Raw genomic sequence first — 12409 nt, 5'->3', positions numbered from 1 at the left:
GCAATCAGGCGCGCTCCAGTGCCTCGCCCACTTCGCCGCCGGCCGCCTCCAGCAGCCGCCGTTCCAGCGTCTGCAACCGCGCCTTGCTCTCGATCTTCCCGCCCAGCAGGTCGGTGACATAGAAGGTGTCGACCGCGCGCTCGCCATAGGTGGCGACATGGGCGCTGTGGACCGTCACCTTCGACTGGAACAGCGCATTGGCCAGGCTGAACAGCAGCGCCGGCCGATCGCGGGCATTCACCTCGATCACGGTGAAGCGGTTCGACGCCTTGTTGTCGATCAACACATTGGGCTCGATGCGGAAGGCTTCGGCGCGGGTGCGGGGCAGCGGGCGCGCTTCCAGCTTGGTGATCATGCGGTGGCGGTTCGACAGGGAGTCCTCGATCGCCGCCTTGATCCGCGCCAGCTGCTCGGGACTGTGGAAGGCGCCGCCCAGCGGATCCTGCACCAGGAAATTGTCGATCGCGACGCCATCGCGCGTCGTATGGATGCGCGCGTCGATGATGTTGCCGCCAGCCAGGTGAATCGCGCCGGCAATGCGGTAGAACAGGCCCGGATGGTCGGTCGCATAGACAGTGACCAGCGTGGCACCACGTTGTGGATAATATTGCGCGGCAATCGACAGCGAGGAGTCGCCCGCTTCCAATATATGCCGCGCATTATGGACCAGGATATCGTCCGGTTCGGCGATCCAGTAGCTTTCGGGCATGCGGCCGCTAAAGGCGGCGAAGGTCGCCTCATCCATGCCCAGCGCCTGGCGCAGCGCCTCCTGCTTGGCGGCAACGCGCTCGCTGCGGCCCTTCTGCTTGTGGCCCAGGCGCAGCACTTCCTCGGCCGCATCATAGAGGTCGCCCAGCAACTGCCGCTTCCAGCTGTTCCAGACGCCCGGCCCCACCGCGCGGATATCGACCACGGTCAGGCATAGCAGCAGGCGCAGCCGCTCGGGGCTCTGCACGACTTCGACGAAATCGAGGATCGTCTTGTAGTCGGCCAGGTCGCGCTTGAAGGCGGTGGCCGACGTCAGCAGGTGGTAACGCACCAGCCAGGCGACGGTCTCGGTCTCGGCGGCGGTCAGGCCCAGGCGCGGGCAGAGATGTTCTGCCACTTCCGCGCCCAATATGCTGTGGTCGCCGCCGCGCCCCTTGGCGATGTCATGCAGCAGCACCGCGACATAGAGCACCCGGCGCGACAATATCTTGCCCATCAGCTCGGTCGCCAGCGGATGGTCGGTGGCCAGTTCGCCCTTCTCGATTCGGGCCAGCAGCCCGACCGCGCGGATGGTATGCTCGTCCACCGTATAATGATGGTACATGTCGAACTGCATCTGCGCCACGACGCGACGGAAATCGGGGATGAACCGACCGAACACGGTGGACTCGTTCATCCAGCGCAGCACCGTTTCCGGGTCGCGCGGGCTGGTCAGCACATCCATGAAGGCGGCGTTGGCGCGTGCGTCCTTGCGCACCTTGGCGGTGATCAGGCCGGCGTCGCGGCTGGCCGCGCGCATCGCGCTCGGATGAATCTGCAGCCCATGCCTGTCGGCCACCGCGAATATCTCGACCAGGCGAACTGGATCGGCCTGGAAGAAATCGTCGCTCGGCAGCGCCAGCCGCCCGCGATCCAGCACGAAACCATCCAGTTTCTTGGGCCGGCGAAAGATGGACGGAATATAGCGGCGTCCGCGTTCGGCCAGCTGGTCGTCCAGATGTGCCAGGAACACCGCGGTCAGGTCGCCGACCGCCTTCGCGTTGAGGAAATAATAGCGCATGAAGCGCTCGACCCCGGATCGTCCGGCGCGCGCGGTGAAGTGCATCCGCGTCGCGGTTTCCAGCTGCAGGTCGAAGGTGAGCCGATCCTCGGCCCGGCCAGTGATGGTGTGCAGGTGGCACCGCACCGCCCACAGGAAATCCTCGGCCTTCTGAAACTGGCGCAGCTCGGTTTCGGTCAGCAGTCCGACATCGACCAGTTCGGCGACCGATTTCACCCGGTTCACATATTTGCCGATCCAGAAGAGTGTGTGCAGGTCGCGCAGGCCGCCCTTGCCCTCCTTGACATTGGGCTCGACAACATAGCGGCTGTCGCCCATTCGGCGGTGGCGCTCGTCGCGTTCCTCCAGCTTCTCGGTGACGAAGGTGCGGGCGGTGCCCTGCATGATCTCGCTGTCGAAGCGGGCGGCCACTTCCTCGTAAAGCGCTCGATCGCCCCACACATAGCGCGCTTCCAGCAGGGCGGTGCGCACGGTGAGGTCGGCCTTGGCCATTCGCATCGTCTCGTCGATCGAACGGCTGCTATGGCCGACCTTCAGCCCCAGATCCCACAGCGAATAGAGCATGGATTCGATGATCTGTTCGGTCCAGCCGGTCGGCTTCCATGGGGTGATGAAGCCGATGTCGACATCGCTGTGCGGCGCCATCTCGCCCCGGCCATAGCCGCCGACGGCGATCAGCACGATCCGTTCGCCAGTGCTGCGATTGCTGGCCGGATAGAGATGGTGGGTGGTGGCGTCGTAGAGCAGCCGCAATATCTGGTCGATCAGGAAAGCGAAGGCCTTGACTGCCTCGCGCCCGCGAGTCGGCTTGGCCTCCAACCGGCGCGCGACATCCGCGCGGCCATGCTCCAAAGCCGCCTTCAGTTCCTTGACGATCAGCCCGCGCAGCTTGATCGGATCGCCCCGGTGCTCCTGCGCCAGGGCGTTGATGCTGTCGGAAATCGCGCGCCGGTCAATGATCGCGCGGCGCGACCCCAGGCTGGGGAACTGCATGACCATGGCTCTCGTCTACTCGTGGTGACTGGCGGCGGCCAGTTGTTTCAACCGATATATGTGATCGAGTGCCTCACGCGGGGACAGAGCGTCGGCATCGATGTCATCCAGTGCGTTGCGCAGCGGATCGACCACCTCTTCGGCTTGGGTCGCGACGCTGGCGAACAGCGGCAGGTCGTCCAGCCCCGCGGCAATGCCGCCGGTCTTCGCCTTGCCTGCCTCCAGCCGGCCCAGCACATCCTTGGCGCGCTTGAGCACCAGGGGCGGCAAGCCGGCAAGCCGCGCCACCGCCAGGCCATAGCTGCGATCGGCCGGCCCTTCGGCCAGTTCGTGCAGAAGCACCAGATCGCCCTTCCATTCGCGCGCCCGCACATGATGCAGCGACAGCGCATCGAGCGTTTCAGACAGGCGCGTCAGTTCATGATAATGGGTGGCGAACAGGCAGCGGCAGCGATTGACCTCATGCACCGCCTCGACCACCGCCCAGGCGAGCGCGAGGCCATCATAGGTGGATGTACCGCGCCCGACCTCGTCCAGGATGACGAAACTATGTTCGGTCGCCTGCGCCAGGATCGCCGCGGTCTCGACCATCTCGACCATGAAGGTCGACCGGCCGCGCGCCAGATTGTCGGAGGCGCCGACGCGGCTGAACAGGCGGTCGACCAGGGTCAGCGTCGCCGATTCCGCCGGTACGAAGGCACCGGCCTGGGCCAGGATGACGACCAGTGCGTTCTGCCGCAGGAAGGTCGATTTACCGCCCATGTTCGGGCCGGTAACCAGCCACAACCGGTCGGTCGCGACCAGCCGGCAATCATTGGCGACGAAGGGCTGGCCCTGCGCGCGCAGCGCATCCTCGACCACAGGGTGGCGGCCGCCGACAATGTCGAGGCAGGGGCCAACCCCGTCCTCGATCACGAAATGGGGGCGTTGCCAGCCGCCTTCGGCCGCCCGCTCGGCCAGCGCGGCGGCAACATCCAGCCGCGCCAGCGCATCGGCAGCGCGGGCGATGTCGGCCTTGCGGTCCAGCACCGCCTCGATCAGCGTTTCGAGATGGGCAGCTTCCGCCACCAGCGCATGGGCGCCGGCCTGCGCCACGCGTCCGGCCTGTTCGTGCAGGTCGATCGAGTTGAAGCGCACGACCCCGGCCAGCGTCTGGCGATGGGTGAAGCCGCTTTCGGGCTGCATCAGCTGGTCGGCGGCGCGGGCCGGCACCTCGACATGATAGCCCAGCACGCCATTATGACGGATCTTGAGCGCGCTGATCCCGGTCTGCTCGCGATATTGCGCCTCCAGCGCGGCGATCGCGCGGCGGCCGTCGCCAGCCAGGCGGCGCAGCTCATCCAACGCGGGATCGAAGCCGTCGGCGATATAGCCGCCATTATTGGTCTCGGTCGGCGGACTGGGCACCAATGCGCGCGCCAGCGCATCGACCAGCGCGCCATGACCGTCGAGCGCCGGCAGCAATTGCGTCAGCAACAGCGGCTGATCGGCCAGGCGCCCCAACCGCTCGCGCAGCAATCGCGCTTCGCCCAGGCCGTCGCGCAATTGGCCGAGGTCACGCGGGCTGCCCCGCCCCACGGCGACACGGCCGAGCGCACGGCCGATGTCGGGCAACGCGCGCAGTGCTGCCCGCAACTGACTGCGCAGCGTCGCGTCATCATGGAACAACTGCACCAGGCCCAGCCGCGCGTCGATCAGCGGCGCATCCATCAGCGGCGCCGACAGATCCTGTGCCAGCAGCCGGGCGCCGGCCCCGGTGACGGTCCGGTCGACCGCGCCCAACAGGCTGCCCGCCCGCGTGCCGCCAGTGGTCGCGACGATTTCCAGGCTCTCGCGCGTCGCCGCGTCGATGGCGACATGGGCGCCGCTGGTCTTGCGGAGCGGGGGCGCCAGGAAGGGCAGCGTGCCCTTCCCCGCATGATCGAGATAGGCAATCAGACCGCCCATCGCTGCCAGTTCGGCGCGGCTGAACTGGCCGAAACCATCCAGCGTCGCGACCGCGAACAGGCGCTTGAGCGCTTCTTCCGCGCGGGTGCTGGAAAAGGCCGCCTTGTCGAACGGATGGCTGTTGGCGACCTCCAATGTCGACCCTTCGGCAATCACCACTTCACTCGGCCGCAAGCGGGCGAGTTCGGCGGGCAGGTCGTCGGCGCGCACCGTCATCGTCTCGAACCGGCCGGTTGAGATGTCGGCGGCGGCCAGGCCCAGATCACCTTCCCCGCCTGTCTGCGCGAGCGCCACCAGCATATTGTCGCGCCGGCTGTCGAGCAGGGTTTCCTCGGTCAGCGTGCCGGCGGTGACGTAGCGGACGATCGCGCGTGCCACGAGCGCCTTGCCGCCCCGTGCCTTGGCTTCGGCCGGCGTCTCGGTCTGCTCGGCAATGGCGACGCGATGGCCGCCCTTGATCAGTCGGGCCAGGTAGGATTCGGCGCTATGCACCGGCACGCCGCACATCGGGATCGGCTGCCCGGCATGTTCGCCACGGCTGGTGAGCGCAATGTCGAGCGTCGCGGCCGCCATCTTGGCGTCATCGAAGAAGAGTTCGAAGAAATCGCCCATGCGGTAGAAGAGCAGGCAATCCTGCGCCTCTGCCTTGAGGGTGAAATATTGTGCCATCATGGGGGTAGGCTGGGTGGTGGTGGAGGTCGAATTGGCCATGGGGCAAGCGGATAGCCTGATCGCTCGGCTGAAACCAGAGCTTCGCCAAAGGGCAGGAAAATTGCGCTTCTCGCACTTGCCCACAAGATAATCTTACCGCTAGGGCGGCGCTATTGTTCCATTATGTGGGTGTCGCGATGACCGAAAAGTCAAATGTGGAATTTTCCGAGCGCGAGGCGCTGTTCTTCCACGCGACCGGCCGCCCCGGCAAGATCGAGATCATCGCGTCGAAGCCGATGGCGACGCAGCGCGATCTCTCGCTCGCTTATTCGCCCGGCGTCGCGGTGCCGGTGCGCGCGATCGCTGAAGATCCGGCGACCGCCTATGATTATACCGCCAAGGGCAATCTGGTCGCGGTCATCTCCAACGGCACGGCGATCCTGGGCTTGGGAAATCTCGGCGCGCTTGCGTCCAAGCCGGTGATGGAGGGCAAGGCCGTCCTCTTCAAGCGCTTCGCCGATGTCGATTCCATCGACATCGAGCTGAAGACCGAGGATGTCGATCGCTTCATCGACGCGGTCGAACTGATGGAGCCGAGCTTCGGCGGCATCAACTTGGAAGACATCAAGGCGCCCGAATGCTTCGTCATCGAAACGACGCTCAAGGAGCGGATGAACATTCCGGTCTTCCATGACGACCAGCATGGCACCGCGATCATCGCGGCAGCCGGCGTCATCAATGCCGCGCTGCTGACCGGTCGCGACATGAAGGACATGAAGGTGGTGGTGAATGGCGCGGGTGCCGCCTCCATTTCCTGCACCGAGTTGATCAAGGCGCTGGGCGTCCCGAACGAAAACGTCATCATGTGCGACAGCAAGGGCGTCATCTATCAGGGCCGCGCCGAGGGCATGAACCAGTGGAAGTCGGCCCATGCGGTGAAGACCGACGCGCGGACCCTCACTGAAGCGGTCAAGGGCGCCGACGTGTTCCTGGGCCTTTCGGTCGCCGGCGCCATGTCGCAGGATATGGTCAAGTCGATGGCGGCCAATCCGATCATCTTCGCCATGGCCAATCCCGATCCGGAAATCCTGCCGCCTGACGCCCATGCGGTTCGCCCCGACGCGATCGTCGCCACCGGCCGGTCGGACTTCCCCAACCAGGTCAACAATGTCCTGGGCTTCCCCTTCATCTTCCGCGGTGCGCTCGACGTGCGGGCGACCGGCATCAACGAGGCGATGAAGCTGGCCGCCGCCAAGGCGATTGCCGATCTGGCGCGTGAACAGGTGCCAGAGGAAGTGGCCAAGGCCTATGGCCGTTCGCACAGCTTCGGCCCGGACTATATCATCCCTGCGCCGTTCGATCCGCGCCTGATGGAAGTGGTTCCGGCCGCCGTCGCCCAGGCGGCGATGGATACCGGCGTCGCACAGAAGCCGATCGCCGACATGGCCGCCTATCGCGACTCGCTCAAGGCGCGGCTCAACCCGACCACCTCGGTTCTCACCAGCGCCTATGAACTCGCCAAGGCCAATCCCAAGCGGGTCGTCTTTGCCGAGGCGGAAGAGGAAGTGGTGCTGCGCGCCGCGATCCAGTTCCGCGAACTGGGCTATGGTATTCCCGTGCTGGTCGGCCGCGACCATGTGCGCGACAAGCTCAAGGAACTGGGCGTCCGGGATCCCGACAGCTTCGAACTGCACAACAGCGTCAATTCGCCGCTGGTGCCCGAAATGGTCGATCTTCTCTATGCCCGGTTGCAGCGGCGCGGCTATCTGCGTCGCGACTGCGAGCGGATGGTCAACCGCGATCGCAACATCTTCGGATCGCTGCTGGTGAAGATGGGCGTGGCCGATGCGATGATCAGCGGCGTCACCCGGCCCTATGGCCAGACCCTGCGCGAGGTGAAGCGGGTGATGGATCCGGCTGCGGGCTGCACGCCCTTCGGCATCCATGTCATGGTGACCAAGGACAAGACCGTCTTCCTGGCCGATACCACCGTCCATGAACGGCCTTCGGCGTCCGAACTGGCCGACATTGCCGAGGGGACGGTCGCGGTTGCGCGCCGCATGGGCCATGACCCGCGCGTCGCTTTCCTCTCCTATTCCAATTTCGGCAATCCACCCGGGGCCTTCCTCGACAATGTGCGCGACGCGGTGAAGCTGCTCGACCAGCGCGACGTCGATTTCGAATATGAAGGCGAAATGACGCCGGATGCGGCGCTCAATCCGACCGTGATGAAGAATTATCCGTTCAGCCGTCTGTCCGGCCCGGCCAATGTGCTGGTCATGCCGGGGCTGCAGTCGGCCAACATCTCGGCCAAGCTGCTGCGCGAACTGGGCGGCACGTCGATGATCGGGCCAGTGCTGGTCGGCATGGAAAAGTCGGTGCAGATCGCGACCATGTCGTCCAATGCGTCCGAACTGCTGACGCTGGCCGTGCTGGCCGCCGGCGGCATCGCGCTCTGATGATCGTGGCGGGGCACCAGCCCCGCCCCTATCCGCTACGACCGGTTGGTTTCTGACCGGTTTCGCTTGCCTTGCGCCATCGTCTGCTGGAAGACCATGGCATGAACAGCGCAACCATGATCGACAGTGCCACCTTCCGCCGCGTCCTGGGCCATTATCCGACCGGCGTGTGCGTCGTTACCGCGTCGGGCGAGGATGGCGCCCCGGTCGGCATGGTGGTCGGCTCCTTCACCTCGGTGTCGCTCGATCCGCCGCTGGTCGCCTTCTTCCCCGCCAAAAGCTCGGGCAGCTGGCCGCGCATCCAGCAGATTGGCCGCTTCTGCGTCAATGTCCTCGCCAGCGATCAGCAGCCGCTCTGCCGCCAGCTGGCCGCACCAGGTCCCGACAAGTTCGCCGGCGTGTCGCACCGCGTATCCGACAATGGATCGCCCATCATCGACAATGTCGTCGCCTGGATCGATTGCAGCCTGCATGCCGTGCATGAGGCCGGCGATCATTATATCGTGCTGGGCGAAGTGGTCGCGCTGGAAGTGGAACGGCCCGACCGGCCGCTGCTGTTCTTCCAGGGCAATTATGGCGAATTTTCCCTGCTCGCATGAGGAACAGGCGGCGCGACGCCGTCTGATCGGGCAAGAGGGCAAGAAAAAAGGGGTAAAGCTCGTTAAAAGGCCGTAATGATCCATATATGGGTCAGAAACATCACGGCTCCTTAACGTCTGCCGTCTATCATCGTCCCCATTCCGCATCGGACTGATCATGACTGCGCTGCTCATCACCATCGACACCGAATTGTCGGCAGCGTTGCACCAGCGCGGCGTCGGTCTTGAGCAGAATCTGCGCCAGTCGATCTGGGGCGAGACGGCGGTCGGTGCTTTCGGCATCGGCTGGCAGATGGACCTGATGGACCGCCATGGCCTCAAGGGCGTCTTCTTCCTCGATCCCCTGCCCGCATTGATCCACGGTCCCGCCTTTCTCCAGCCCATCGTCGCGGCCATTGTCGGGCGCGGGCATGAAGTGCAACTCCATCTGCACAGCGAATGGCTGGCCTGGGTCAAAGATTCGCCGATCGAAGGGCGGCAGGGCCGCAATATCGGCGATTTCAGCCTGGCTGACCAGATCACCCTCCTCGACCTTGGCCGCGACCTGCTGGAACAGGCGGGCGCCCCGCGGATCAGCGCGTTCCGGGCCGGCAATTTCGGCGCCAATGATGACACGTTGCGGGCGCTGGCGGCGATCGGCATCGGCTGGGACAGCAGCGTCAATCCGGCCTATCTCGGCCAGGGATGCGGCATCAGCATGGACGCCGGCCAGATCGGCGCGGTTCGCGCCCAGGGGCTGGTCGAACTGCCCGTGTCGGGGATCGCTGACCGCCCCGGCCATTTCCGCCCGGCACAGATCTGCGCCATGTCGGCCGCCGAAATGCGCGCCGGCATGCGTCACGCCGCGCAGGAATGTCATGATGCCTTCGTCATCGTCACCCATAGTTTCGAAATGCTCTCGCGCGACCGGATGCGCCCGAACCGCACGGTGATGCGCCGGTTCGAGCAATTGTGCCGGACTGCCGCCGCGACGCCGGATATACACCCTGCCGGCTTTCACGATCTTTCCACGACCCTGGCCGATGCCCCGGCGCGCGCCCTGACCCGCGTGCCGCCCAGCCGGCTGCGCACCGGCCTGCGTATCGCGCAACAGGCCTGGGCGACCTGGCGCTACGAACATCGGCTGGTGCCTGCGTGAGCCGCCTGCCCTGCGCGATCGTCATCGGCCTGGAAAATGCGATCAGCCTGACCATCGTCCGGGAACTCGGCCGCCATGGCGTGCCGGTCCATGGCGTCGGGCCGGCAAGCGGGATCGCGGCGGCATCGCGCTATTGCACGGACAGCACCGATCGGCCGTCAGGCGCAGCGGCCGATTGGCTGCCCGACCTGATCGCCCGGACCGGGGCCCGCGCCGTCTTCGCCATTTCGGAGACCGATCTGCTCGATCTGGCGCTGCTGCCGCCGATGATCGGCGATTGCCATATATTGGTTCCGCGCGCCGAAGCGCTCAACCAGGTGATCGACAAGCGCCGCACCCTGGCGGCCGCGGCGGCGCAGGGCCTGTTGATACCGCAAACCTGGCAGCCGATGGCGGGTGACGATTTCCAGGCCCATGCCGCATCCATGCCCTATCCGCTGGTCGCCAAATGGGCCAATCCGCCGGCGGTCATGCCGTTGCTCGAACGGGCCGGGCTGGAATGGATCAAGGCGGAATATGTGCGGACGCCGGATGCGTTGCAGGCATTGCTCGCCCGCTATCGTCCGGTCGGCATCTGGCCGATGATTCAGCAATATTGCAGCGGTGTTGGCCTCGGGCAGATGCTGTTCATGGCCGATGGTGATGCGACCCTGCATTTCCAGCATCGCCGCCTGCACGAATGGCCGCCCGAAGGGGGCGTATCGACCCTGTGCCGTGCCGAACCGCGCGATCGCCATGGGCAACAGATGGCATTGTCCGAACAATTGCTGCGCGCGCTTGGCTGGCAGGGGCCGGCCATGGTCGAATATCGCTATGATGCAGGCAGCGGTCATTATTGGCTGATGGAGGTGAACGGCCGTTTCTGGGGTAGCCTGCCGCTGGCCGGCCATTGCCATGCCCATTTCGCCTGGGAAGCCTATCGCCGGGCGGTGCTGGGTGAAACGGATGCGGCGCCCCTGCCCCGCGATACGCTGCGCGCCCGCTACATGGTGCCGGAGACGAAGCGCCTGCTGCGATTGCTGATGGGCGGCAAGAGCGCCGATCCCTTCTTCCGGGCCAGCCCATGGCGAGACCTCGCGACCTACCTGCTCGGATTCCTCGACCCGCGCATGCGCTATTATGTCTTCAGCTTCAGCGATCCCCGGCCGTTGCTGCGCGATCTGGGGCAGATCGTCAGGAAGGCGTTGCGCCGGGATAAGTCCTGACCAGCGCCGTCACCGCCTGCTCGATCCGCTGCAGGCAATGCGCCATGTAGCGATCGTCCAGGCCATAGGGATCGTGCAGATGCGGCATCATCGGTTGTGTCCATGTGCCGAGCAACTGGCGCGGCAGGTGCGACAGGCGCGAATCGGCAGCCAGCCGATGCAGTTGGCGCACTTCCATCGCCAGCAGCAGGTCGCCCGGCTGTGGCTGATAATCCGTCCTGTCGAGCGCCTTGTGGGCGGACAGGTCGTGGCCCAGGGCCTGCGCCGCCGCGATTGCCGGATCATGCGCGGGTCGTCCGGTGGTGGTCGACAGGCCGAAGGAGGCCGTGCGGGCGCCGGCCTTGCGGGCCACCACATCGGCAAAGGCGCTGCGACAGATATTGCCCTGGCAGACGAAGACCAGCCGACGCACTTCGGCCGGGTCGGGGCGCCGCGTGGCCGATCGCCCCAGCGCGAGCTGCGGATAGGACAGGACCAGACGCACCAGACCTCGAAATGTGCCGAAACGTGCGTTGATCATGCGACGGTGCCGATGGGGAGAAGGGAATCCATTGGAAGGGCGTTAGCCCAAACAGGTTGCGATTTCCCTCCCCCTGTGGCTAGCCGCAAAGATGCGATCAACAAAGGACAGCCCGCAGGGAAGCGATTCCACCATTGCCGATGTCGCCGCTGCGGTGGGCGTCTCGATCCGAACGGTATCACGGGTTCTCAATCAGTCGTCCAAGGTCAATGCGGAAACTCGCGAGCGCGTCCAGCAGGCGATTGCGGCGCTCAATTTCCGTCCTTCCATGCGCGCCCGCGCCTTCGCCATGGGCCGCTCCTTCCTGATCGGCATGGTCCATAATGATCGCAACGCGCTGGTGCTCGACGCCGTGCAGCGCGGCATCGTCGGCGAAGCGGGCCGGCGCGGCTATGAACTGGTGGTCCATCCCACGCCGATGGATGCCGCTGCCTCGGTCGAGGATGTGCTGCAATTCGTCCGTCGCTCGCGCACCGACGGTCTGGTGGTGCTGCCGCCGGTATCGGGCATTGCCGGCCTGCCCGAAGCGCTGGCACGCGAGCATATTCCCGCCGTTGCCCTGTCGGCCCTGCCGATCAGCGGCTATGCCGATGTGATCCTGTCGCCCGAGCGCGAGGCGGCCGCACAGGTGGCGCGCTATCTCCTCGATCTTGGCCATCGCCGCATCGCGATGGTCGGCGGCCCGGCCGACGCCATTTCCGCGCAGGAGCGCCGGGCGGGCTTTGTCGAGGCGCTCGCCGCCGCCGGTGTCACTTTGCTGGACGAGGCGGAGGGCGATTATGGCTTCCAGTCGGGCCTTGCCGCCGCCGAGCGCTTCCTGTCGCTGCCAACTGTGCCCACGGCGATCTTCGCCGCCAATGACGTCATGGCTGCCGGCGTCCTCAAATGCGCGGGAATCAAGGGCGTTGCCGTTCCGCAGTCGCTGTCCGTCGTCGGCTTCGACGGCAGCCTGTTGTCGCATGTCGTGTCGCCGGCGCTCACCACCATCTGGCGCCCCTTTGGCGATATGGCGCGGATCGCGACCCAGCAGCTGATCGACCGGATCGAGGGGCAGGCCGTGACCGCCGAACTGCCCCCGCCGCTGCGCCTGGTGGAGGCGGAATCGAGCGGTCCCGCCCCAGCCTGACCG

At 65.8% G+C, this 12409-nt stretch carries 8 protein-coding genes; 5 read left to right on the top strand and 3 right to left on the bottom strand.

The annotated features are described in order from the left end of the window. Positions 1-4 precede the first annotated feature (4 nt). Together N6H05_RS04185 and mutS are read right to left on the bottom strand one after the other, a co-directional pair. Positions 5-2767, bottom strand: a complete 2763-nt coding sequence (locus N6H05_RS04185; RefSeq protein ID WP_284112823.1) for a [protein-PII] uridylyltransferase — start codon at positions 2765-2767, stop codon at positions 5-7. A 9-nt stretch (positions 2768-2776) separates the two neighbouring features. After that, the gene (gene mutS, locus N6H05_RS04180; RefSeq protein WP_284112822.1) at positions 2777-5419 is read right to left on the bottom strand and encodes a DNA mismatch repair protein MutS; all 2643 of its coding nucleotides are present in this window, start codon (positions 5417-5419) and stop codon (positions 2777-2779) included. A 137-nt stretch (positions 5420-5556) separates the two neighbouring features. On the opposite strand from mutS, the gene N6H05_RS04175 reads away from it, so the two are divergent. The 4 genes from N6H05_RS04175 to N6H05_RS04160 all read left to right on the top strand — a co-directional run bounded on the left by N6H05_RS04175 (position 5557) and on the right by N6H05_RS04160 (position 10760). Beyond that, a complete protein-coding gene (locus N6H05_RS04175; RefSeq protein ID WP_284112821.1) occupies positions 5557-7818 on the top strand; it encodes an NADP-dependent malic enzyme in 2262 nt (753 codons plus the stop codon). 101 nt (positions 7819-7919) lie between these two features. Then, positions 7920-8417 carry a flavin reductase family protein gene (locus N6H05_RS04170; protein WP_037509026.1) on the top strand — a complete coding sequence of 166 codons (498 nt, stop codon included), beginning with the start codon at positions 7920-7922 and terminating at the stop codon, positions 8415-8417. Positions 8418-8574: 157 nt separating this feature from the next. After that, complete coding sequence (locus tag N6H05_RS04165; RefSeq protein WP_284112820.1) at positions 8575-9555, top strand: polysaccharide deacetylase family protein; 981 nt, start codon at positions 8575-8577, stop codon at positions 9553-9555. Then, a complete protein-coding gene (locus tag N6H05_RS04160) occupies positions 9552-10760 on the top strand; it encodes a carboxylate--amine ligase (RefSeq protein WP_284112819.1) in 1209 nt (402 codons plus the stop codon). Before N6H05_RS04165 ends, N6H05_RS04160 begins: the two co-directional genes overlap by 4 nt. Here the strand turns inward: N6H05_RS04160 and N6H05_RS04155 are convergent. After that, complete coding sequence (locus N6H05_RS04155) at positions 10729-11280, bottom strand: arsenate reductase/protein-tyrosine-phosphatase family protein (RefSeq protein ID WP_284112818.1); 552 nt, start codon at positions 11278-11280, stop codon at positions 10729-10731. The two genes, N6H05_RS04160 and N6H05_RS04155, sit on opposite strands and share 32 nt — an antisense overlap. A gap of 91 nt (positions 11281-11371) precedes the next feature. On the opposite strand from N6H05_RS04155, the gene N6H05_RS04150 reads away from it, so the two are divergent. Then, entirely contained in the window at positions 11372-12406 is a 1035-nt protein-coding gene (locus tag N6H05_RS04150) for a LacI family DNA-binding transcriptional regulator (protein ID WP_284112817.1), read from the top strand. Positions 12407-12409: the final 3 nt, after the last annotated feature.

The sequence above is a fragment of the Sphingobium sp. WTD-1 genome (assembly GCF_030128825.1).
GTDB lineage: Bacteria > Pseudomonadota > Alphaproteobacteria > Sphingomonadales > Sphingomonadaceae > Sphingobium.
This window is presented reverse-complemented; position numbering and strand designations above follow the sequence as displayed.

Bases quoted from the DNA above. Each gene is read 5' to 3' on its own strand.
- N6H05_RS04185 (WP_284112823.1), bottom strand. From the start codon at position 2,767: ATGGTCATGCAGTTCCCCAGCCTGGGGTCGCGCCGCGCGATCATTGAC.
- mutS (WP_284112822.1), bottom strand. From the start codon at position 5,419: ATGGCCAATTCGACCTCCACCACCACCCAGCCTACCCCCATGATGGCA.
- N6H05_RS04175 (WP_284112821.1), top strand. From the start codon at position 5,557: ATGACCGAAAAGTCAAATGTGGAATTTTCCGAGCGCGAGGCGCTGTTC.
- N6H05_RS04170 (WP_037509026.1), top strand. From the start codon at position 7,920: ATGAACAGCGCAACCATGATCGACAGTGCCACCTTCCGCCGCGTCCTG.
- N6H05_RS04165 (WP_284112820.1), top strand. From the start codon at position 8,575: ATGACTGCGCTGCTCATCACCATCGACACCGAATTGTCGGCAGCGTTG.
- N6H05_RS04155 (WP_284112818.1), bottom strand. From the start codon at position 11,280: ATGATCAACGCACGTTTCGGCACATTTCGAGGTCTGGTGCGTCTGGTC.
- N6H05_RS04150 (WP_284112817.1), top strand. From the start codon at position 11,372: ATGCGATCAACAAAGGACAGCCCGCAGGGAAGCGATTCCACCATTGCC.